Below are 20,177 nucleotides of genomic sequence, written 5' to 3'. Positions count from 1 at the left end.
GCGCCATTGTCGTGGCTCGCCGGGCTTCTGCGCCAACCAGCGGAAAATACGGTGCGTTGCCGGACGGGCCTGAAGTAGCCTCGGCGCCCATGACGCCTTCTCGTGTACGTCCGCCTTTCGTGGCCGACGAACGTACCCAGCTCGTCGGCTGGCTGGACATGCAGCGCGCGATCGCCCACTGGAAGTGCGAGGGCCTGTCCGAGGCGGACGCCCACCGTGTCGTCCTGCCCAGCTCGCCGCTGATGACGATGGCCGGGCTGATCTCCCACATGCGCTGGACCGAGCACTGCTGGTTCGAGGTGCTCTTCCTGGGCGGCAGCTCAGAGGGCAACCCGCAGTTCCTGGAGGAGCCCGAGGACGCCGACATGCTGGTCGAGGGCGTCACGCTGGCCCAGCTCCTCGACGACTACGCCAAGCAGTGCGAGCGCTCCAACGAGATCGTGGCCGCCCACTCGCTCGACGACGTCGGCAAGCACCCCGACTTCCGGTCGGCGGCGTCCTCGCTGCGCTGGGTGCTGATCCACATGGTCGAGGAGACGGCCAGGCACGCCGGCCACCTCGACATCGTCAGAGAGCTGGTCGACGGGAACAAGGGCTACTACTGACCCTCACAGGCCCAGCACGTCCGCGGGATCGGCGACGATCCGCTGGATGATCAGACCGGCGGCCCCGAGCACGGCCGCGTCGGCGCCGTTGGCCGAGACCGCCAGGGCGGGCGGCGTGCCGCGCATCTGCCGCAGCCGGGCCGCCAGGGCGCCGCGTACCGATGACTCCAGCCATGGGAACAGCGGCGCGAAGATCCCGCCCAGCACGATCCTGCCGGGGTCGAGCAGGTGCACCGCCGAGGTGAGCGCCACCCCCAGCGCGTCCCCGGCCCGTCCGCAGGCGTCCAGTGCGCGCCGGTCGCCCTCGGCCAGCGCGGTCACCAGGGTGGCGACCGAGTCCAGCTCGCCGAGCAGGGCGTCCTGGCCCGCGTACACCTCCAGGCAACCCCGCCCGCCGCACCGGCAGGCGGGGCCGTCCGGGGTCACGACGACGTGGCCGAGCTCGCCGGCCAGCCCGTACGTGCCCCTGAACACCGTCCCGTCCACGACCAGCCCGGCGCCGACGCCGATCTCGCCGGAGACGTAGAGGAAGTCGGCCGCCCCCGAGCCGAACCACAGTTCGCCGAGCGCCGCCAGGTTCGCCTCGTTGTCGACCGCGCACGGCAGGTCGAGCAGGTCGGCCACCCGTACGTCCCGCCAGCCCAGGTGGGGGGCGTTGCGCAGCAGGTCGCCCTCGACCGTGCCGGGCACGGCCAGGGCGGCGCCGATGATCCGCAGCCCGGCCCCCTCTGCTTCGGCGGTGACCTCCTTCACCAGGTCGCGCAGCCTTTGGAGCACTTCTGCCGGGTCGGAGCCGCGGTTGTCGGCCGGGCGGGTGCGGCGCAGGCGTACGGACCGGGTGAGGTCGACCACGCAGGCGGCCAGGTAGTCGATGTTGACCTCCAGCCCGAGCGCCGCCACGCGATGCCCGCTCAGCGCCACGGCGACCCCGGGCCGCCCGCGCTCGCCGTCGCGCACGGCGCCCGACTCGCTCACCGCCCCGGCCTCCAGCAGGGCCCCGACCAGGCTGGACACGGTGGTCTTGGTCAGCCCGGTGAGCTCGGCCAGCCCGGCCCTGGTGAGCGGCCCGTCACGGTGGACGGCCTGGAGTACCACGGCCAGATTTCGGGCACGCATGGAATCATGCCGGACCCCCCTTGACGCCGCCATGCGTGCCTCCTCAGGATTATGTGCAGATTATGGACTAAAGGTAGGGGACGCCCACAATGCCATCCTTCACTCCCACACCTGCCGATCGCTTCACCTTCGGACTCTGGACGGTGGGCTGGCAGGCCCGCGACCCGTTCGGCGACGCGAGCCGTCCTCCGCTCGACCCGGTCGAGAGCGTGCACCGCCTGGCCGAGCTCGGCGCGTACGGCGTCACCTTCCACGACGACGACCTGCTGGCCGTCGAGCCCGACCGGGACAAGGCGATCGCCGTCTTCCGCAAGGCGCTGGACGAGACCGGGATGAAGGTCCCGATGGCCACCACGAACCTGTTCACCCACCCGGTGTTCAAGGACGGCGCCTTCACCAGCAACGACCGCGACGTCCGCCGGTACGCCCTGCGCAAGGTCATCCGCAACATCGACCTGGCCGCCTCGCTCGGCGCGACCACGTACGTGTGCTGGGGCGGCCGCGAGGGCGCCGAGTCCGACGCCGCGAAGGACGTCAAGGCGGCCCTCGACCGCTACAAGGAGGGCCTGGACCTGCTCTGCCAGTACGTCCTCGACCGCGGCTACGACCTGCGCTTCGCCCTGGAGCCCAAGCCCAACGAGCCGCGCGGCGACATCCTGTTGCCCACCATCGGCCACGCCCTGGCGCTCATCAACGACCTGGAACACCCCGAGATGGTGGGTCTCAACCCGGAGGTCGGCCACGAGCAGATGGCCGGGCTGAACTTCGTCCACGGCATCGCCCAGGCCCTCTGGCACGGCAAGCTGTTCCACATCGACCTCAACGGCCAGCACGGCCCCAAGTACGACCAGGACCTGATCTTCGGCCACGGCGACCTCAAGAGCGCCTTCTTCCTGGTCGACCTGCTGGAGAACGGCGGCTACGACGGCCCACGGCACTTCGACTACAAGCCGCTGCGCACCGAGGACCCCGACGACGTGTGGGACTCGGCCGCCGCGAACATGCGCACGTACCTGATCCTGAAGGACAGGTCGCGCGCCTTCCGCGCCGACCCCGAGGTCCAGGAGGCGCTGCGCGCCTCCCGCGTGGACGAGCTGGCACAACCCACGCTCGCCCCGGGCGAGACCTGGCAGGACCTGGCGGGCGACGACTTCGACCACGAGGCGGCGGCCCGGCGCGGCTTCCACTTCACCCGGCTCAACCAGCTCGCGCTGGAGCACCTCATGGGGGTCCGTGGATGACCCGGCCCATCAGCGTCCAGCTCTACACCGTCCGGGACCAGCTCGCCGCCGACCGCGACGGCACGCTGGAGCGCATCGCCGCCATCGGCTACGGCGCCGTCGAGCCCTTCGACCCGACCGCCGACCCCGAGGGTTTCCGCCGGGTGATCGACGACCTGGGCCTCGCGGTGTCCAGCACGCACGCGTACGCGCTGCTCGACCGGGAGCCCGCGGAGGTCCTCGACGCCGTCGCCACGGTCGGCGCCGACCTGGTGATCATCCCCGGTGGCATCCCGGAGGCCGAGTTCACCACCCGCGACGGCCTCGCGCGCACCGCCGACCTGCTGAACGGCCTGGCCGAACAGGCGGCCGGGCACGGCATGCGCCTCGGCTACCACAACCACTGGTGGGAGATCGAGCCCAGGATCGACGGCCGCCACGCCATCGAGGTGCTGGCCGACCTGCTCGCCCCCGAGGTGTTCCTGGAGATCGACACGTACTGGGCGGCCGTGGGCGGCGCGGACGTGCCCGCCCTGCTCGGCCGCCTGGCCGGTCGTACGCGGGCGTTGCACGTCAAGGACGGGCCGGTCGTCAAGGGCGAGCCGCACACGGCGGTCGGGGCGGGGGCGATGCCCGTGCCCGAGATCCTGGCCGCCGCGCCGGACGCCTGGCGCATCGTCGAGCTCGACACGTGCGCGACCGACCTGTTCACCGCCCTCGCCGACAGCCACGCCCACCTCACCCGCCTGGAGGGCTCATGAACGGCGGACCCGTCGGCGTCGCCGTCGTCGGCGCCGGGGTGATCAGCGGCCAGTACCTGCGCAACCTCACCGCCTTCCCCGACGTGCGGGTGCTCGGCGTCGCCGACCTCGACGCCGGCCGGGCCGCCGCCGCGGCCCGCGAGCACGGCGTGCCCGCCTCGGGCAGCCTGGCCGAGATCCTCGCCCTGCCCGAGGTCGAGATCGTGGTCAACCTGACGGTCCCGGCCGCGCACGCGGCCGTCGCGCTGGAGTCCCTGCGCGCCGGCAAACACGTGTACGGCGAGAAGCCGCTCGCCCTGAACCTGGACGAAGCGGCCAAGGTCATGGCCGAGGCCGCGAACCGCGGACTTCGCGTCGGCGGCGCCCCCGACACCTTCCTCGGCCCCGGCCTCCAGACGGCCGCGCACACCCTGCGCTCCGGTCTGATCGGTGAGCCGGTGGCGGTCACCGTCGCGTTCCAGAACCTGGGCCCGGAGTCCTGGCACCCCGATCCCGAGTTCTACTACCGGCCCGGCGGCGGCCCGCTGTTCGACATGGGCCCCTACTACCTGACCGCGCTCGTCTCCCTGCTCGGCCCGGTCGCCCGGGTCGCGGGCAGTACGCGCAGGGCGCGCGCCGAGCGCGTCGTCGGCTCGGGGCCCAAGGCCGGCACGCTGTTCCCCGTGGACGTCCCCACCCACGTCAACGCCCTGCTGGACTTCCCCGGCACGGCCACCGCCACCGCGACCTTCAGCTTCGACTCGCCCGTCGGCCGCAAGCTGATCGAGGTCATCGGCACCGAAGGCGCCCTGCTGCTGCCCGACCCCAACACCTTCGGCGGCCCGCTGCTCGTCCGCGGCCCGCACGACGCCGACTGGCGGGAGGTGCCCGTCGCCGAGAGCACGGCCGGGCGCGGCGTCGGCGTGCTCGACCTGGCCCGGTCGCTGCGCGCGGGCACGCCGCACCGGGCCTCGGGCGAGCTGACGCTGCACGTGCTGGAGCTCATGGAGGCCATCACCGAGTCGGGCGAACGCGCCGAGTTCCGTACGGTCACCTCGGCCGTGACGGCTCCTGAGCTCCTGCCCGGCGGCTGGGACCCGTACGCGAGCACGTTGTCCTGACGCCGGGACCCGTCCCGTCGAGGAGGGTTCAGAAGAGCGGCTTGGCCAGGCGGATCGTCAGGATCCGGCTGGTCACGCCGGAGTCGACCAGGCGGCCGTCGGCGTCGAAGGTGCCAAGGCCGAAGTCGTTGTCGTTGGCGATGGCGAGCGTCACCGGGTCGAGCAGCGCCACGCCCTCGATCTTGCCGGGCAGGCCGGGGATCGCCGCCAGGTCCACGGCGAGCGCCTTGGGCGCGACGGTGACGTTCGCCGGCAGCGACGCCTCCAGCGAGGGCGTGGTGGCCGGGTCGTCGTGCGGGCCGCCGAGCAGGTTGGTCGCCCTGCGCAGGTCGACGGTGTAGAGGCGGGCCACGGCGTCGGTGCGTTCCTGGAGCAGCAGGCGGCCGGGGCTCAGCACGTTCAGGGCGGAGATCTTCATGTCGCCCTGCTCGGCCGCCGGGTCGAAGGTGGCCACGTTCTCCATGGTGTAGGCCCACTCGCCGGTCGGGCGGCCGGTACGCAGGTCCACGCGCAGGATGCGGGCGGTGTTCGAGGCCTTGCCGGTCTTCTTGTCGGGGTTGGCGAGCGGGCTCTGCACGGCCAGGTACAGGGCGCGTTCGGACTGGGAGACGCCGAGCGCCTCGATGCCGCGGTTCTGCTGCCGGGTGGCGAAGATCGCGGGCAGCGTCTCGTGGACCGGGTAGCCGGTGCCCGTGAGGTTCAGGCCCTTGGGGACGTACCTGGCGAGGACGCGGCCGTCGCCCGCCACGTGGAGCAGCGACGGGGAGTACTCCTCGACCAGCCAGAAGCCGCCGCGGCCGTCGGTGACGATGTCCTCGGTGTCCAGGCCGTTCGGGTCGTACGGGAGCTGCGTCAGGCCGTCCCAGGTGTAGGGGGTCTCGTCGTGGCCGGGCTGGTTGGACAGGCCGGTGATCGGGGTGCCGTCGGAGGTCTTCAGCGGGATGCTCTCCACGATGCGCGCCGTGTCGTGCCGTACGGCGACGCGGACGATCGCGGGCGCGAACTCGGGCAGCGGGAACGTGCGCCGCTTCTCCCCGTTGACCTTGGGCTCACCGTTCGGGCCGCGGTCGGTGACCATCCAGTACTCGCCGGAACGACGGGCCGGGAACAGGCCGCTGCCGACGCCGCCCAGCTTGACGCCGCGCGAGTCCTTGACGACGCCCGGCTCGAAGGCGGCCAGGTCGGGGGCGGGCAGCGTCACGTCGGACAGGATGCGCGGCTGACGCCCCGAGGCGGCGTCGGCGGGTGCGGCGACGGTGGTGGCGAGGGCCGCGCCGACGGCCAGCACGGCGATGAACGAACGAGACATGACGCTTCCCTTGGCAGCAAACTTCCAGATAGGGGTCGAAAGGTATCGACGCTTGATGACGGGCTGCTGAAGCGCACATGACTTCACACGAAATTCGTGCCGATGGGTGACATGTCGTGATGCGCGTGGGTGGCTCCTTGCCTGCTGGTGAGGTCGCCGATCCGGCCGTTCTCTCCTTCTTCTGTCGGGCAGGAAAGAACTATGGCCCAAGACCCTTTCGAACCTCCCGGAACCGGACTCACCACCTCCTGGATCGCCCTTCTCGACAACGCCCGCCACGAGAACCGGGTCATCTCGGTACGCCTGCTGAGCGGCGACTCCTTCACCGGCCACGTCACCCGCAGAGGCGACTCCCTGGTCACCGTCGAGTCCTCGGACCCGGCGACCGGCGGCGCCCGGGAGCACAACCTCGCCATCAGCGCGATCGTCGCGATCTCCTACGAGACCCCGGCCGACCCCGCCACCGGCTGACCCATCGTCAGGGAACGCGTCGTCCCGTATCGTCCCCAGCAGCGACCCCGTACACGTGAGGAATGATCGACATGTCCCACGAGGTGGTACGACGCGTTTTCCGCACGGTCGACTCGTTCGACCCCGACAAGTTCGCGCAACTCCTGGCCGAGGACGCCACCTTTGTGTTCGGCAACGCCGAGCCCATGGTGGGGCGCGAGGCCGTGGCCGCCGGGCTGCGGACGTTCTACTCGACCATCGGCGGCCTGCGGCACCGGATCGTCAGGGACTGGCAGGTCGAGGGCGACACCATCGCCGAGACCGAGGTGACGTACCAGCGGCTCGACGGGAAGGAGGCCGCCGTCGTGGCCGTGTCGATCTGGCGTACCCGTGACGACGGCCTGATCTCCGACTACCGCATCTTCGCCGACCTCGCCCCCGTCCACACCCCATAGTCGAACCCAGTAAGCCTGTCGGTATTGTAGGGAACTCGCCTTTCCGGCGGCGGCGTACCGACAGGAGGAAAGCCATGCCCACTCCGGATCCACCCGCACCGCCCGGCCTGCCGATCACCGATGTCCGCGGCGGCACCTTCACCAAGGCGGCGGGCGCGTTTCTCGCGGAACACAACGAACTGACCACGGACACCCGCCGGATCCTCGACGCCCTGGCCGCGCTCGGCGACTTCGCCGGCACCGACGAGACCGGGAACACGTTCAGGAAGAACTACTCCACGGCCCTGAAGAAGGCCGAGACCTACGTCAACGCCCTGCGTGACGTCTATCCCGCGGTGGCCGACCGCCTGGCCGACATGAAGACCAGCTTCGACATCGCGAACTGGGCAACCATCGAATCCCTGCCGAAAGTGTCCGACCCGCCCAAGCTCGCCCCGCAGACCGCAAAGCCCACCTGACACCCCGGAGCCAGCCGATGACCGCCCAGGAAGACCCCACCCCCTACCTCGACGAGGAGATGCGCGGCCTGCTCGCCCAGTTCCAGGCCGACGTGCGCCCGCTGGAAAAGCTGCAGGAGAGCCTGGACGCCGTCCGCGGCCGGGGCGAGGCCGCCGACGGCCAGGTGCGGGCCGAGGTGTTGCCGACCGGCGCGCTCGGCGGCCTGCGCATCGACCCACGGGCCATGCGGCTCGGCGCCGACGCCGTGGCGGAGGCCGTACTCGCCGCCGCGGGCGCCGCCGCCGAGGACCTCGCCGCCCAGATGGCCGGCCTGATGACGAACGGCCTGGCCCCCTTCGCCGGCGAGGTCCGGCGTTTCACCCAGGACTGACCGACTTCGTGATCGCCCTTCCTCAGTACCTGCGCCAGCGCCTGAACTGGTCCTGGCCCGCGGCCACCCCCAGCTTGGCGAGCATCTGCTGCCAGGTCGGCAACAGGCTGACCGGATCGTCCGCCACGTCGCCGGGCCGGTTGAGCGCGTTCGCGGTGGTGGTGAAGATGCTGGATCCGGTCAGGAACACGACCGCGTTCCGGGCCGCCGGGTTCTTCGGCAACACGTTCGCGGCCTTGCCGAAGTTGGCGGGATCGACATGGTAGAAGACCATGGCCGCGGCGAAGTTCTTCAGCATGTACTCGCCGCGGTCCCCCCAGGAACCGGTGTCCTCGCCCCTCGCCAGTTTGAGCCCGTCGACGACCGCCTGGTCGAGCACGGTGTAGGCGAGACTGCCGCCCAGAGCGTAGATGAACCGCTTCCCCACCGCGTTCTCGAACATCTTGAGCAGCAGGCGTGCCTGCGACCTGCGGATCGCCCAGTTGATCATCACCTGGACCTTCTTGTCGATCGCCGGCCAGCAGAAGAACATCAGCAGTTCCAGCCACTGGATCATGGCCATCGTCCGCAGCGTGTGCTGCGTCTGCTCCAGCAGGTTCGCGTAGTCGTCCACGGCGTCCGCCAGCCCCCGGATGTAGGCCGACACCCGGGGCGGATAGGGCGCCACCTCCTTGGTGAAGTACGTCCTGAAAGCGTCGATGCCCACACCGGAGCTCGGCGGACGCCAGACCCGGGCCGCCACCTCCTCCACGTCGTCCAGGCTCACGTCCACCCGACCGGCGAGCTGCCGCAACAACTCCGCCGCGGCCCGCGCCTTGGCCGGGTCGCCATCGGGATAGGCCACGCTCAACATCTGCAGAACCACGCCACCCACCCCGGCGGCCGAGAACATGAATCCCGCCATCGGGAGCGCCTTGGAAGACGGACTCACCCGACACCTCTTTTCTCGTGATCAGTTATCCGATCATCCCACCAATTTCCTCAAAAACACCACCCCGATTTCTGCTCACCCTCGAATACCGGCATGGATAGAGCTGCCCTTCGCCCATCGCGCACCCGTCGCAGTTCGGCGCGCTCGCGCTGAAATTCACCGCGTCGGCTGGCGCGATAATCACCAAGGCCGAGCAGACCGCCGTGTCGCAGCTCGACGACATCGACATGGCCATGAAGGACATCGAGATCAGCGAGCGAAATGGAGAATGCGCTGGTCGTTCCTTGAACGAGAACCGGTGGCCATCCTCCTCCGGCGCACGAGCGAACGGCAATCATTCCCCGAAGCCACCCCGGACGCCCCCCGAGGTAGCGACACCCGCCGTATCTTGGGGCAGCATGGCGGAGAACGAGCGGGTTTTCGAGAATCTGTGGAAGGACGCGGTCGGGCCCGGCGGAAAGGCCGACCGTGATCGGTGTGACTGTTTCGACCAGCACAGGCGGCAGCGGCAGCCAAAGGACGTGCGATTCCATGCCGAGCGACAGGACACCTCGGCGCCGGGATGGCTGCATCTCCTGGACTTGATCGAGGAAGCGGCGGCGGACGGCCGGGAGGTGTTCCGGCCGCTCGTGGAGTTGAGCCCGGACGAGCGGCGGGAGATCGTGACCTTACCGGCCTCCATCGCCAAGCTGACCGAGGTCAAGCATCTCGTGCTCTACGGGAGCAATCTCGTACGGATCCCGCCGGAGATCGGCGCGATGGCCGGCCTGGAGGAGTTCACCCCGTACACCTCCCACCGCCTGCACTGGTTCCCGTACGAGCTGACCAGGTGTGGCGGGCTGCGGCGCAGTACGGTCAGCACCCGCTCGCTCTACGGGAACTTCAAGCTGCGCCCGCCGTTCCCCGAACTGCGGCCACGCCCGGACGCGGCCGGCGAGCCGGATCCCGGGGTCTGGGGTGCCACGGTCATCCGTACGTGCAGCGTCTGCGACCGGCCGATCGGCGAGACCGGTCCCTCGCAGGTGTGGATCTCCCTGCGGGTCGCCACGGACGTCCTGCCTCTGCTGGTCAACGCCTGTTCGCCGGCCTGCATTCAGGCACTTCCTCCGGCTGCTGAGGGGTATGGCTCTGGGCCCTTGAATCCTTGTTGAAAGGATCATTAGCCTCGATGCCGGTAGCGCGGTCTTTCGCGCTTGTGCTCTGCATCGGAGGTACGGTGACCTCGACCCCCGCATTCGATCACATCTCCGCCGGATACCACCCCGATCCCGCCCTGTCGATGTCCCTGCACGCCGACGCCTACACCGATCCGAAGTGGTACGACATCGACCAGCGGGCCGTCTTCGCCCGTACGTGGCAGTGGTTGTGTCACGTGGAGCGGCTGCGGCAGCCGGGCGGGTACGTGACGGGCACGGTAGCCGGCATGCCCGTCGTCGCCGTCCGGGACGAGGCCGGTACGCTGCGTGCGTTCTACAACGTGTGCAAGCACCGGGCGCACGAACTGCTGTCCGGTTCCGGCGTCCGGCGCAGCATCGTGTGCCCGTACCACGCCTGGAACTTCGACCTGACCGGCCGCCTCAGGCGAGCGCGCAACACCGGCGGCATGCCGGGCTTCGACCCCTCCGCGGTGTGCCTGGACCAGGTCCAGGTCGCCGAGTTCGGCGGCATGGTCTACGTGAACCTCGACCCCGGCGCGGCCCCCCTGTCCGAGCAGGCGGGGGACCTGGAGGCGGACATCGCGGCGCGGGCGCCGGACGTGGCCGAGCTGACCCTGGCCCGCCGGCTCACCTACGACATCGCCTCCAACTGGAAGAACGTCGTGGACAACTTCCTGGAGTGCTACCACTGTCACGTGGCCCACAAGGACTTCGTGTCCCTGGTCGACATGAGCACCTACAAGGTCACCACGTACGGGATCCACTCCAGCCACATGGCCCAGGCGGGGAAGGCGGAGAACTCCGCGTACGACGTTTCGGGCGCGACGGTCACCGAGCACGCGGTCTGGTGGTTGTGGCCCAACACGTGCCTGCTCCGCTACCCCGGCCGCGGGAACTTCATGGTGCTCCAGATCATCCCGGACGGCCAGGAGCGTACCCGTGAGATCTGGGACTTCTACCTGGAGACCGCCGAGCCCGACGAGGCCGAGCTGGACAGCATCCGGTACATCGACGAGGTGCTCCAGGTGGAGGACATCGCCCTGGTGGAGAGCGTCCAGCGCGGTATGCGCACACCCGCGTTCAGCCAAGGAAAGATCGTCTACGACCCGGACGGCTCGGGGTTGTCGGAGCACGCCGTCCATCACTTCCACGGCCTGGTCCTGGACGCCTACCGCCGGCACCTGAACCAGGGGTGACAGGAGGGGCTGTCACGCTCGGAGTCGTCCGGACACCTTCCATGATGTGACACACCCCTACGGAAGGGACGACCACGTGGGCCCCCCGAACCCCAGGCAACGCTTCGAGGAGCTCTACACCGAGCACTACGCGGCCGTCTTCGGCTATGTCCGGCGTCGTACCGACGACCCCCACGACACCGCGGACGTGATCGCCGAGACCTTCACCACCGCGTGGCGGCGGCTCGGCGACGTGCCCGCCGACGACCGCGCCCGGCTCTGGCTGTACGGCGTGGCGCGGCGCACCCTGGCCAACCACCGCCGCGGCGAGTCGCGCAGGGAGGCGCTCACCGAGCGCCTTCGCGCCGAACTCGCGGAGTGGACCGACGGCCCGGCCGAGTTCGTGCCGGACACGGCACGCGCGGCCTTCATGCGGCTGTCCGGCGACGACAGGGAGGTGTTGTCGCTGGTCGCGTGGGAGGGGCTCGGCAACGCCGAACTGGCGCAGGTGCTGGGCTGCTCGCGCATCGCCGTACGTCAGCGGCTGCACCGCGCCCGCAAGCGCCTGGCCGCCGAACTCGCCGCCGACGACCCCGACCTCGCCCGGTACGGCTCGCGTGCCGTCAGCCTCGCCAAGGAGACCTCATGAACCGACAGGTCGACGACGTCGTCAGGCGTCTCGCACCGGCGCCCGGGCCCGGTCTGACGGCCGGAGCGCGGGAGACGATGTACCAGATCATGGAGGAAGAGCAGGTTACGGCCCTGCCCGTACGCGGGAGGTGGCGGCGCGGCCTGTTCGTGTTGCCGGTCGCCGCGGGCGCCATCGCGGCGTCCCTGGCCGCCTTCCTCGCCTTCGCGCCCGCCTCCGCCTCGGCCCTCGACATCAAGGACGAGGACGGCTACTACCTCGTCGAGGTCAAGGACGTGTTCGCCGATCCGGAGGCGTACCAGCGGCAGTTGCGCGAGGCCGGACTCGACATCACGCTGCGGATGTTGCCCGCACCGCCCAGCCAGGTCGGGACGTTCGACCCGACCGCGAGCGAGCCGGACGGGATCGAGGTGATCAGACAGGACGGATGCGAGCGGCTGGAGGGCTGCCCGATCCGCATGAAGGTGCGGCGGGACTTCGTGGGCTCGGCCGAGATCATCCTCGGGCGGCAGGCCCGCCCCGGCGAGGAGTACGAGATCAACATCGGCTTCGACTCGCCCGGCGAACCCATGCACTGCGTGCCGTTCCACAACAGGCCCGTCAGCGAGGTGCGCGGCCTGCTGAAGGCACGCGGCCTGGACGTCCAGTCGTTCGACGTCCTCGGTCCCGCCTTCTGGACGAAGGAGGGCAAGGACACCCCGCCGGAGACCAAGACGTCGGTGCCCGAGTCCGCGCACGTCGTCGGCGGCTACCTGACGATGCCCGGCAAGGCGACGCTCCAGGTCAGCGACTCGGACCTGCCCGACGACCTGGTACGGACCCTGAAGACGAAGGCCGGCTGCCCGTGATCGCGAACAAGGCACTGGCCGCCGCCCTGGTGGCCACGACGGTCGGCGTCGTGCCCGTACCGGGCGGTCAGGCCGACCTCGGGCAGGGTCCGGACGCGGCGGGCGTCACGTTGATCACCGGTGACCGGGTCGTGGTCACGGGCCGCGGATTCCGTGTGCTGCCGGGGCCGGGCAGGCGGGTCGGGTTCACCCGCCAGGTCCAGGACGGGCACCTGTACGTGATCCCGTCCGACGCCCGGCCGCTGGTCGCGGCGAACACGTTGGACCGGCGGCTGTTCGACGTCACCCAGCTGCTGGCGTGGCGGTACGGCGACGCCGACCGGGCCGACATCCCGCTGATCGTCCAGTCGTCGGAGAGGACGGCCCGGCAGTCCGACGGCCTGGGGATGAGCACGATGCGCGTGCCCAAGGCGGACGCCGTACGGACGTGGCGGGACCTGGTGACGGGCGCCCGCACGATCGAGGCCGGCGCCACCAAGCTCTGGCTGGACGGCCGCCGTTCGTACACCCTCGACCGGAGTGCCCGGCAGATCGGCGCCACCGAGGCGTGGAAGCAGGGCATGACGGGCAAGGGCGTCACGGTGGCCGTCCTGGACAGCGGGTACGACCCTGACCATCCCGACCTGAAAGGCGTGGTGACCCAGGAACGGAACTTCACCGACGACCCCGACATCCGCGACCGGACCGGGCACGGCACCCACGTGGCCTCGATCATCGCAGGAGCCGACGCGAACTACCGCGGGATCGCGCCCGGCGCGAGCCTCGCCGTCGGCAAGGTCGGCACCGAGCTGGGCCTGACGGAATCGGCCATCCTCGCCGGAATGACGTGGGCCGCCACCGAGGTCAAGGCCAAGATCGTCAACCTGAGCTTCGGCGCGCCCGACACCCTTGACCTCGACCCGGTCGAGCAGGCGGTGAACACGTTGTCGGAACGTACGGGCACGCTGTTCGTCGTGGCCGCGGGCAACGCCGGCACCGAGGTCTTCAGCCCCGGCAGCGCCGACGCCGCGCTCACCGTCGGTTCCGTCGACCGGCAGGACGGGGTCGCCGTCTCCTCCGGCAGCGGACCCCGTACGGGCGACCACGCGGTCAAGCCGGACATCACCGCGCCCGGCGTCGGGATCGTGGCCGCGAAGGCGGGCGGGACCGGGGACGACGTGCACGTGGCGATGTCCGGGACCTCCATGGCGGCGCCGCACGTGGCGGGCGCCGCCGCGATCCTCGCCCAGCTGCACCCGGACTGGACCGGGCAACGGCTCAAGGCCGCGCTGACCGGCGCCGCCGCGGCCACGCCCGGTGTGACGCCGTACCGGCAGGGGACCGGGCGGGTGGACGTCGTGCGCGCGCTCGCCCAGCAGGTCGTCGCCGTACCGGATCGTCTGTGGGCGTACTTCCCCTGGGACGGCCCGGACGGGCGGGTGACCACCGGGACCGTCACCTACGAGAACGCCGGTGACACGCCCGTCGACCTCGACCTGACCGCCGACGGCGACGTGCTGCGGCTCTCCGCCCAGCAGCTCCGGGTGCCCGCCGGGGGCCGGGCGGCGGTCACCGTGACGATCGACGGCAAGGACAGGGCGACGGGCGAACACGTAGGGACGATCGTCGCCCGCTCGGGCGCGACGGTGATCCGTACGCTCGCCGGCGCGTTCGTCGAGCCCGAGTCCCACGACGTGACCATCAGGGCCGTGGACCGGAACGGCGGACCCGCCGAAGCCGCCTTCGCCCAGCTGTACGACCCGCGGACCGGCGACACCCGCGACGTCCGCTTCACCGACGGCGTGGCCCGGCTCAGGCTGCCGAAGAGCGAATGGAGGTTGTACACCGAGATCGAGGACGGCACGTCGGGCACCACCATGGCCCACCTCCGGCTGGACCTCGGCGCGGACCGGCAGGTGACGATCGACGCCCGCGAAGGCAGGCGAGCCGCCTTCAGCGTGGACGATCCGGACGCCACACAGCGCGACTTCGTCGACGTCGGGCTCGCCGACGGCGTCTGGCAGTACGGGTACACCTCGTGGCAACGGCCGGGCCTCGGGACGTTCGTCGTCCCGGCACGCGCGCCGGGCCTGCGCTACATGATGCGGACCCTGTGGGACAGCCGGACCCGCACCCCGAGCCCGTACGTCTACGACCTGGTGAAGACGTACGCCGACGGCCTGCCGGACGATCCCGCCTACGCCGCCAGGCGTGCGGATCTCGCCAAGGTGACGGCGACCTACCGGGCCTCGGCCACGGCGGCGACGGGCACACCGTTCTTCGGCGCCAGGTTCGCCGAGGACAAGGCCGTGTTCATGGAGTCCCCGGCCCAGGACGTGCGGCTCCCGGGCACGCTCGTCCACTACCGGACGCCGGGGCTCGTCTGGGACAGCGCGCTCCAGGTCGGCACGTCCGTGCTGGCCGACGACGGCACGCAGCTGGTGCGGGGGAGCACCACAGAGGTGTGGAACGCCGCCGTGACGGGCCCGTCCGCTCCGGCCGCGAGCCGTACGGGCGACGAACTGACCGTTCCCGTGGGCGACCTGTTCGCCGACGGCGTCGCCGGCCACAGGGGCGCCGACGACGCCGCCACCGGTACCGCCACCCTCGCCACCGGCGGCAGGACACTGGCCGAGACCGATCTCGCGGGGTGCGCGACCGAGCGGCCCGGCGACTGCGTGTTGCGAGCCGTCGTGCCGCCGGAGGCCGCCACGTACACGGTCAAGGTGTCGGCACGCCGCCAGGTGCCTCACTCCGCGTTGTCGACCGCCGTGGAGGCGCGCTGGACGTTCCGTTCGGCGCGGACCGGTGAGGAGCGTGCGCTGCCGCCGGCAGCGGTCCGCCTCACCCCAGCCGGCCTGGACGACCACAACCGCGCCCGCCCCGGTTCCGGCACCCCGCTGACCCTGGCCGTCGAACGGCCGCCCGGCACGCCGCCGGGGGCGGCGACGCCGGTGCGCCTGGAGGCGTCCGCCGACGACGGCCGCACCTGGCGTCCCGTCCCGGTGACCCGGTCGGTACGGGGCTGGACCGCCCTGATCCGCAACCCGCGCGGGCCGGGATTCGTCTCCCTGCGCGCGACACTCCCCGGCGGCCGCCTCACGCAGACGATCATCCGGGCGTACGCGGTGAGCTGACCGGCCCTTCGAGGCGGCCGGCCCCTTTGCCAGGACCTTCAGTGGGGGCCGGCGGCGTGGGCGAAAGCCGCGGCCCGGTCCCGCAGCAGGGCGGCGAGCTCGGGGGAGTCGACCACCTCGAAGGGCCATCGCACCCAGAGCAGTCCACCGGCCAGGACCTCAAGGCGTACGTCGGCGATGCGCCAATGTGTCGCCGCCTGGCCGGTGGCGGTGGTCGTCGGGGCGAAGTCCGCGGCGAACCCACCCATGTACGCCTGTACCTGTTCGATCGGGGCGTGGATCAGGATCGTCGCCGTGTGTTCGCGGGGCGGAGCGCCGAGCCGGCTGGTGACGAACGCGACCGGGTCGCCTCCGGGGACCTCCTGCGGCTCGAAGCGCACGCCCGTCGCCGACGCCCGCGTGATCCGATCGACGCGCAACACTCGCCAGCCATGGTCGAGGTCGCGGCACACGAGGAACCACCGGGTCTCCCGGGGCACCAGGGCGGCGGGCTCGACGTGGCGCGCGGACTCCCGTCCGGCGTCGGTGCCCTCGGTGTTCATCACGCGCAGCCGGACCTGTTCCGCGTCCCGGCACGCCAGCGCCAGGACCGCCAGCACGTCGGCGTTCATCGGAGTCGGATACGCCCCGGCCATCGCGTTCGGGGTGTCGCTCAGGGCGACCGAGGAACGCACCGCGCGTACCCGCCGGCGTACCGCCGAGGGCATCACCTGTTCCATCTTGGCCAGGGCGGTGAGCGCGACCTCGCCCCCGCCGGCGGCGCCGTTGGCGGCCGAGGAGGCGAGAGCGGCGGCCACGGCGAGCGCCTCGTCCGGGGTGAACACCAGCGGCGGCAGGTCGCTGCCCGTGGACAGCCGGTAGCCGCCGTCGGGGCCGCGACGTGCCTCGATGTGATAGCCGAGGCTGCGCAGCCGTTCCACGTCCCGCCGGAAGGTGCGGCCGTCGACGCCGAGTCGGTCGGCGAGCTCGCCGCCGCTCCAGGACCGGCGGGCCTGAAGCAGCTCCAGCAGGCGCAGCGCCCGCTCGGTCGTGGTCTGTTCCGACATGGTCGCTGAGTCTAGGAGAAATAGGGACAGTAATTGCCCTAAACCCCTCCTAGGTTGGAGTTCGAGCCGGACAGACCGGCATCGAATTCCCTGAGGTGAGTATTTTGATCATTCTTGTCACCGGCGCGACCGGAGCCGTCGGCCGTCACCTTGTCACGACCCTGCTCGCCCGCGGCGCCACCGTACGCGCGCTGACCCGCAAGCCCGAGGACGCCGGCCTGCCGGCCGGGGTCGAGGTCGTCGCCGGTGACCTGGCCGACGCCGCCACGCTCGGGTCGCGGGTGTTCGACGGTGTCGATCGTGCCTTCGTCTTCCCCGCCGAGGGGGTCGAGGCGTTCGTCACCGCGGCCGTCGCGCACGGCGTACACCGTTTCACCGTGTTGTCCTCGCTGGCCGCCGCGAAGGAGTTCCGGCGTGACCACGGCTCGGCGAGCCAGCTTCACCACAGCGCGGTCGAGGCCGCCGTGACGGACCGTACCGATGCCTGGACGATCCTGCGGCCCGGCACCTTCGACGGCAACCTGCTCTCCTGGGCCTGGCAGATCCGCTCCGGCGCGCCGATCCGGGCGCCGTACCTGGCCTCGGCCCAGGCCCCCATCCACGAGTACGACGTCGCCGAGGCCGCCGCCGAGACCCTCCTCTCCGACGAGCACCTGGGTACGGCGATCCCGCTCACCGGCCCGGAGGCCCTGACCCGCGCCGAGCAGGTGGCGATCATCGGCGAGGCCCTGGGACGGGAGATCCCGCTGGTGGAGATCACGCCCGAGGAGTTCCGCGCCGAGACCGCGCAGTTCATCCCCGAGTCCGTGATGAGGATGTTGCTCGACTACTGGCACGACACCCTCACCGTCCCCGACGTCCCGCGTCCCGTCACGGCGGTGACCGGGCGGCCGGGCCGCACCCTGGCGGAGTGGGCCGCCGACCACCGCTGCGACTTCGGCGCCGCCTGACGCGCGGTCGCCGGTCCCTCAGAGGCAGTCGCCGGCCCCTCAGAGACTGAGCAGGTCGAGGGGGCCGAGATCGCGGACGGTCTGCGCGAGGGCGCGGATCATGTCGTTCTCCGCCCCGGCCGACCACACCAGCGCGTACTTCAGCGGATCGTCGTCCCGCAGAGGCAGGTAGGTGATGTCGGGCTGGAGGTAGTAACGCCGCATGTGGTGGGCGACGAGGCTGACGGTCACCCCGGTGGTGACCAGGGAAAGGATCTCCTCGGTGTTTCGCGCCAGAGGGGCCGCGCTCGATCCGATGGCCCGCGGGGTCCGGGACGGGAGGAAACCGTCCGCCCAGTAGCCGGGTCTGGACGGAGCGTCCACGTGCGGGAAGTCGGCGAGCATCTCCAGCAGGCCGGTCGTGTGCCGGGTGAGTTCGTGATCGGTGGCCACGGCCAGCAGGCGCGGGTCCGTGAACAGGACCGGCCCCGTGATCAGGTCGAGCTCTTCGACGGGCAGCCACGCGACCAGGACGTCGATGTCACTGCGGCGCAACCCGGCGAACGGGTCGGCGAAGGGGGAGATCCGGATCTGCAGCTTCCACTCGGGATGTCGGCCGCGGAAGGTGTCCCAGTGGCGCCGCAGGTCGTGGGAGTTGTGCGGGATCATGCCCACTCGCAACACGCCGGTGATGCCCTCGGCGGCCGGCCTGGCCCGTCGCATGCCCTCCTGGAGGCCGCCGTACATGGGCCAGAGGCGTGGTTGTCGCAGGCCCGGAACACCCGCCTGATCGGCGGCGGGTTCTGGTCGCCCTCCCAGGCCGTACAGGCCGCTCTGGGACGCTCCTTCGACGTGGTCATCCACCTCCACCAGGTCAAGGCCGCCCAACTCCTCCCCTGAGCCCCAACCGCACGACCGCCCGGCCGGCGTTCTTCACCGGCCGGCCTTCGTAGTGGTGGGCGGCACCCGGCCCGCCCACCACAAGCTCAGGTCGGCGTGGAACACGCAGCACGGTTGTGCCGTAGATGCCCGTGGCACCCGGGGCAGACGACTCAAGCGCCCGCCACGGAAGCGCGGCCGCCCGCCCGGCCTCACCGGCCATGCCACACGACCTGCAGAAACCCTTCAAGCCGGCGCACGGGTACGAGGAACCACCCAAGGGCGCCACACCACCGCTCGCCCTTGTGGACCACGCCGATCGCCGCGCACAAGCACGGTCGACGAAAGCCCTGATGACTCCCACATCGTCCTGGCCCCGGCATGCTCTCAACGGCCCGGCGTGAACCGGGCGCTGCCGACGATGCGTGGTCCCGTAGGACGCTGAAGGCGTAGTCACGCAGTCAATCGCTCAAGAAACAAGAGAGGCCGCTTCCGATCTGCGGAAGCGGCCTTCTACCTGTGGCAATACTGTCGGGGTGGCGGGATTTGAACCCACGACCTCTTCGTCCCGAACGAAGCGCGCTGCCAAGCTGCGCTACACCCCGGTGCACGCCCGTCTTGCGCGTGCTTGAGAAAGTCTAGCGGACTTCGCGGGTACTCGTGACAGTCTCAGCGTCGCGGAACCAGCGTGAGCAACGACGCCTCCGGGAAGCACGCGAAACGGGCCGGTGCGTACGGCGAGGTGCCGAGGCCGGCGGACACGTGCAGCCAGGCGCTCTCGTGCCGGTTCAGGCCCTTCACCCGGGCACGGTCGATGCCGCAGTTGGTGACCAGGGCGCCGTAGAACGGGATGCAGAGCTGGCCGCCGTGGGTGTGGCCGGCGAGCAGGAGCTGGTAGCCGTCGTCGGCGAAGCGGGTCATGTTGCGGGGCTCGGGGGAGTGCATGACGCCGAGGCGGAGGTCGGCGTCGGCGGGGGCCGGGCCGGCGACCAGGTCGTAGCGGTCGCGGGAGATGTGGGAGTCGTGAATGCCCGCCACCGCGACGTCGAGGTCGCCGATCTTGACGCGGGCGGTGGTGTTGTTCATGTCCAGCCAGCCTTCGGCGGCCATGCCGGCGCCCAGTTCCTCCCAGGGGAGGTTGGGGATGTGCTGGCGGCGGTCGTTCTTGGACGTACGCCAGAGGTAGCGGGCCGGGTTCTTGGGCTGGGGGGCGTAGAGGTCGTTGGAGCCGTAGACGAACAGGCCGGGGCGGGACAGCAGGGGCTCCAGGGCGTGCAGGAGCGCGGGGACCGCTTCCGGGTGGGCGATCGAGTCGCCGGTGTTGACCACGAGGTCGGGCTCCAGAGCGCCCAGGGAGCGCACCCAGTTGATGAGCATGGTGCGCCTGGGGGTCAGGTGCAGGTCGGACAGGTGCAGCACGCGGACGGGACGCTGACCGCGCTCCAGCACCGGCACGTCGAAGCGGCGCAGGCGGAACCAGTTGCGCTCCACGACGGAGGCGTAGCCCAGCCCGGCCAGGCCGAGACCGATCATGGACAGGGGCACTGCGACGGCTTTCCTCACGTACTCATGATGCCTGACAACGGGCACGAGGCGTCCCGG

Annotated in this window: 22 protein-coding genes and 1 tRNA gene; 15 read left to right on the top strand and 8 right to left on the bottom strand. The window is 71.0% G+C overall.

The features are described 5' to 3' along the window. The first annotated feature begins 89 nt into the window (after positions 1 to 89). Positions 90 to 605 (top strand): DinB family protein, encoded by a 516-nt coding sequence (locus IEZ27_RS10950; protein ID WP_189647094.1) that lies wholly within the window; start codon positions 90 to 92, stop codon positions 603 to 605. A 3-nt stretch (positions 606 to 608) separates the two neighbouring features. On the opposite strand, the gene IEZ27_RS10945 is transcribed toward IEZ27_RS10950, so the two are convergent. Next, positions 609 to 1,721 (bottom strand): ROK family transcriptional regulator, encoded by a 1,113-nt coding sequence (locus IEZ27_RS10945; protein ID WP_229823862.1) that lies wholly within the window; start codon positions 1,719 to 1,721, stop codon positions 609 to 611. 89 nt (positions 1,722 to 1,810) lie between these two features. Between IEZ27_RS10945 and xylA the strand changes: the two genes are divergently transcribed. Genes xylA through IEZ27_RS10930 form a run of 3 tightly spaced genes read left to right on the top strand, consistent with a single transcriptional unit; the run spans position 1,811 to position 4,802 of the window. Continuing rightward, positions 1,811 to 2,962: a xylose isomerase gene (gene xylA / locus IEZ27_RS10940; protein WP_189647092.1), complete on the top strand. Its 1,152-nt coding sequence runs from the start codon at positions 1,811 to 1,813 to the stop codon at positions 2,960 to 2,962. Beyond that, complete coding sequence (locus IEZ27_RS10935) at positions 2,959 to 3,702, top strand: sugar phosphate isomerase/epimerase family protein (protein ID WP_189647091.1); 744 nt, start codon at positions 2,959 to 2,961, stop codon at positions 3,700 to 3,702. Before xylA ends, IEZ27_RS10935 begins: the two co-directional genes overlap by 4 nt. After that, positions 3,699 to 4,802, top strand: a complete 1,104-nt coding sequence (locus IEZ27_RS10930; protein WP_189647090.1) for a Gfo/Idh/MocA family protein — start codon at positions 3,699 to 3,701, stop codon at positions 4,800 to 4,802. Before IEZ27_RS10935 ends, IEZ27_RS10930 begins: the two co-directional genes overlap by 4 nt. A 28-nt stretch (positions 4,803 to 4,830) precedes the next feature. Here the strand turns inward: IEZ27_RS10930 and IEZ27_RS10925 are convergent, their stop codons facing one another. Further along, positions 4,831 to 6,111, bottom strand: coding sequence for an esterase-like activity of phytase family protein (locus IEZ27_RS10925; protein WP_189647089.1), 1,281 nt, complete (start codon positions 6,109 to 6,111; stop codon positions 4,831 to 4,833). A gap of 201 nt (positions 6,112 to 6,312) precedes the next feature. Between IEZ27_RS10925 and IEZ27_RS10920 the strand changes: the two genes are divergently transcribed. The 4 genes from IEZ27_RS10920 (at position 6,313) to IEZ27_RS10905 (ending at position 7,845) form a co-directional block, all read left to right on the top strand. Further along, entirely contained in the window at positions 6,313 to 6,582 is a 270-nt protein-coding gene (locus IEZ27_RS10920) for a hypothetical protein (protein ID WP_189647088.1), read from the top strand. A gap of 71 nt (positions 6,583 to 6,653) precedes the next feature. Next, positions 6,654 to 7,016 (top strand): nuclear transport factor 2 family protein, encoded by a 363-nt coding sequence (locus tag IEZ27_RS10915; protein WP_189647087.1) that lies wholly within the window; start codon positions 6,654 to 6,656, stop codon positions 7,014 to 7,016. Between the two features lie 74 nt (positions 7,017 to 7,090). Then, positions 7,091 to 7,474 (top strand): hypothetical protein, encoded by a 384-nt coding sequence (locus IEZ27_RS10910; protein WP_189647086.1) that lies wholly within the window; start codon positions 7,091 to 7,093, stop codon positions 7,472 to 7,474. 17 nt (positions 7,475 to 7,491) lie between these two features. Further along, the gene (locus tag IEZ27_RS10905) at positions 7,492 to 7,845 is read left to right on the top strand and encodes a YbaB/EbfC family nucleoid-associated protein (protein ID WP_189647085.1); all 354 of its coding nucleotides are present in this window, start codon (positions 7,492 to 7,494) and stop codon (positions 7,843 to 7,845) included. 22 nt (positions 7,846 to 7,867) lie between these two features. Here IEZ27_RS10905 and IEZ27_RS10900 read toward each other — a convergent pair whose 3' ends face one another. Both IEZ27_RS10900 and IEZ27_RS10895 read right to left on the bottom strand, forming a co-directional pair. Beyond that, complete coding sequence (locus IEZ27_RS10900) at positions 7,868 to 8,749, bottom strand: hypothetical protein (RefSeq protein WP_189647084.1); 882 nt, start codon at positions 8,747 to 8,749, stop codon at positions 7,868 to 7,870. Positions 8,750 to 8,826: 77 nt separating this feature from the next. Next, on the bottom strand, positions 8,827 to 9,309 hold the full coding sequence (locus IEZ27_RS10895) for a hypothetical protein (RefSeq protein WP_189647083.1): 483 nt from the start codon (positions 9,307 to 9,309) through the stop codon (positions 8,827 to 8,829). A gap of 48 nt (positions 9,310 to 9,357) precedes the next feature. Between IEZ27_RS10895 and IEZ27_RS10890 the strand changes: the two genes are divergently transcribed. The 5 genes from IEZ27_RS10890 to IEZ27_RS10870 all read left to right on the top strand — a co-directional run bounded on the left by IEZ27_RS10890 (position 9,358) and on the right by IEZ27_RS10870 (position 15,721). After that, on the top strand, positions 9,358 to 9,927 hold the full coding sequence (locus IEZ27_RS10890) for a hypothetical protein (RefSeq protein WP_229823861.1): 570 nt from the start codon (positions 9,358 to 9,360) through the stop codon (positions 9,925 to 9,927). A 65-nt stretch (positions 9,928 to 9,992) separates the two neighbouring features. Then, on the top strand, positions 9,993 to 11,129 hold the full coding sequence (locus IEZ27_RS10885) for an aromatic ring-hydroxylating oxygenase subunit alpha (protein WP_229823860.1): 1,137 nt from the start codon (positions 9,993 to 9,995) through the stop codon (positions 11,127 to 11,129). A gap of 76 nt (positions 11,130 to 11,205) precedes the next feature. After that, positions 11,206 to 11,757 (top strand): RNA polymerase sigma factor, encoded by a 552-nt coding sequence (locus tag IEZ27_RS10880; protein ID WP_189647081.1) that lies wholly within the window; start codon positions 11,206 to 11,208, stop codon positions 11,755 to 11,757. Beyond that, complete coding sequence (locus tag IEZ27_RS10875; RefSeq protein ID WP_189647080.1) at positions 11,754 to 12,605, top strand: hypothetical protein; 852 nt, start codon at positions 11,754 to 11,756, stop codon at positions 12,603 to 12,605. The genes IEZ27_RS10880 and IEZ27_RS10875 overlap by 4 nt, the downstream gene beginning before the upstream one ends. Next, positions 12,602 to 15,721: a S8 family serine peptidase gene (locus IEZ27_RS10870; protein ID WP_189647079.1), complete on the top strand. Its 3,120-nt coding sequence runs from the start codon at positions 12,602 to 12,604 to the stop codon at positions 15,719 to 15,721. The genes IEZ27_RS10875 and IEZ27_RS10870 overlap by 4 nt, the downstream gene beginning before the upstream one ends. A gap of 38 nt (positions 15,722 to 15,759) precedes the next feature. On the opposite strand, the gene IEZ27_RS10865 is transcribed toward IEZ27_RS10870, so the two are convergent. Then, a complete protein-coding gene (locus IEZ27_RS10865) occupies positions 15,760 to 16,767 on the bottom strand; it encodes a helix-turn-helix transcriptional regulator (protein ID WP_189647078.1) in 1,008 nt (335 codons plus the stop codon). Between the two features lie 104 nt (positions 16,768 to 16,871). Here IEZ27_RS10865 and IEZ27_RS10860 point away from each other — a divergent pair, with 104 nt between their 5' ends. Continuing rightward, complete coding sequence (locus IEZ27_RS10860; RefSeq protein WP_189647077.1) at positions 16,872 to 17,717, top strand: SDR family oxidoreductase; 846 nt, start codon at positions 16,872 to 16,874, stop codon at positions 17,715 to 17,717. 39 nt (positions 17,718 to 17,756) lie between these two features. On the opposite strand, the gene IEZ27_RS10855 is transcribed toward IEZ27_RS10860, so the two are convergent. Beyond that, the gene (locus tag IEZ27_RS10855) at positions 17,757 to 18,419 is read right to left on the bottom strand and encodes a substrate-binding domain-containing protein (RefSeq protein ID WP_189647076.1); all 663 of its coding nucleotides are present in this window, start codon (positions 18,417 to 18,419) and stop codon (positions 17,757 to 17,759) included. A 39-nt stretch (positions 18,420 to 18,458) separates the two neighbouring features. Here IEZ27_RS10855 and IEZ27_RS10850 point away from each other — a divergent pair, with 39 nt between their 5' ends. Beyond that, positions 18,459 to 18,596 carry a hypothetical protein gene (locus IEZ27_RS10850; protein WP_189647075.1) on the top strand — a complete coding sequence of 46 codons (138 nt, stop codon included), beginning with the start codon at positions 18,459 to 18,461 and terminating at the stop codon, positions 18,594 to 18,596. A gap of 510 nt (positions 18,597 to 19,106) precedes the next feature. Here IEZ27_RS10850 and IEZ27_RS10845 read toward each other — a convergent pair. Then, positions 19,107 to 19,180 (bottom strand) — tRNA-Pro (locus IEZ27_RS10845). Between the two features lie 64 nt (positions 19,181 to 19,244). Next, entirely contained in the window at positions 19,245 to 20,108 is an 864-nt protein-coding gene (locus IEZ27_RS10840; RefSeq protein ID WP_189647388.1) for a metallophosphoesterase, read from the bottom strand. Positions 20,109 to 20,177: the final 69 nt, after the last annotated feature.

Origin of the sequence: Nonomuraea spiralis, from assembly GCF_014648435.1 — a bacterium.
In the GTDB taxonomy this organism is placed as follows: domain Bacteria; phylum Actinomycetota; class Actinomycetes; order Streptosporangiales; family Streptosporangiaceae; genus Nonomuraea; species Nonomuraea spiralis.
The sequence above is the reverse complement of the archived record's forward strand: the minus strand, read 5'-3'. Positions and strand labels throughout refer to the sequence as shown.

Excerpts from the sequence above, each read along its gene's own strand:
- IEZ27_RS10950 (WP_189647094.1), top strand. The coding sequence starts at position 90 with ATGACGCCTTCTCGTGTACGTCCGCCTTTCGTGGCCGACGAACGTACC.
- IEZ27_RS10945 (WP_229823862.1), bottom strand. The coding sequence starts at position 1,721 with ATGCGTGCCCGAAATCTGGCCGTGGTACTCCAGGCCGTCCACCGTGAC.
- xylA (WP_189647092.1), top strand. The coding sequence starts at position 1,811 with ATGCCATCCTTCACTCCCACACCTGCCGATCGCTTCACCTTCGGACTC.
- IEZ27_RS10935 (WP_189647091.1), top strand. The coding sequence starts at position 2,959 with ATGACCCGGCCCATCAGCGTCCAGCTCTACACCGTCCGGGACCAGCTC.
- IEZ27_RS10930 (WP_189647090.1), top strand. The coding sequence starts at position 3,699 with ATGAACGGCGGACCCGTCGGCGTCGCCGTCGTCGGCGCCGGGGTGATC.
- IEZ27_RS10925 (WP_189647089.1), bottom strand. The coding sequence starts at position 6,111 with ATGTCTCGTTCGTTCATCGCCGTGCTGGCCGTCGGCGCGGCCCTCGCC.
- IEZ27_RS10920 (WP_189647088.1), top strand. The coding sequence starts at position 6,313 with ATGGCCCAAGACCCTTTCGAACCTCCCGGAACCGGACTCACCACCTCC.
- IEZ27_RS10915 (WP_189647087.1), top strand. The coding sequence starts at position 6,654 with ATGTCCCACGAGGTGGTACGACGCGTTTTCCGCACGGTCGACTCGTTC.
- IEZ27_RS10910 (WP_189647086.1), top strand. The coding sequence starts at position 7,091 with ATGCCCACTCCGGATCCACCCGCACCGCCCGGCCTGCCGATCACCGAT.
- IEZ27_RS10905 (WP_189647085.1), top strand. The coding sequence starts at position 7,492 with ATGACCGCCCAGGAAGACCCCACCCCCTACCTCGACGAGGAGATGCGC.
- IEZ27_RS10900 (WP_189647084.1), bottom strand. The coding sequence starts at position 8,749 with ATGGCGGGATTCATGTTCTCGGCCGCCGGGGTGGGTGGCGTGGTTCTG.
- IEZ27_RS10895 (WP_189647083.1), bottom strand. The coding sequence starts at position 9,309 with ATGGAATCGCACGTCCTTTGGCTGCCGCTGCCGCCTGTGCTGGTCGAA.
- IEZ27_RS10875 (WP_189647080.1), top strand. The coding sequence starts at position 11,754 with ATGAACCGACAGGTCGACGACGTCGTCAGGCGTCTCGCACCGGCGCCC.
- IEZ27_RS10865 (WP_189647078.1), bottom strand. The coding sequence starts at position 16,767 with ATGTCGGAACAGACCACGACCGAGCGGGCGCTGCGCCTGCTGGAGCTG.
- IEZ27_RS10855 (WP_189647076.1), bottom strand. The coding sequence starts at position 18,419 with ATGCGACGGGCCAGGCCGGCCGCCGAGGGCATCACCGGCGTGTTGCGA.
- IEZ27_RS10840 (WP_189647388.1), bottom strand. The coding sequence starts at position 20,108 with ATGATCGGTCTCGGCCTGGCCGGGCTGGGCTACGCCTCCGTCGTGGAG.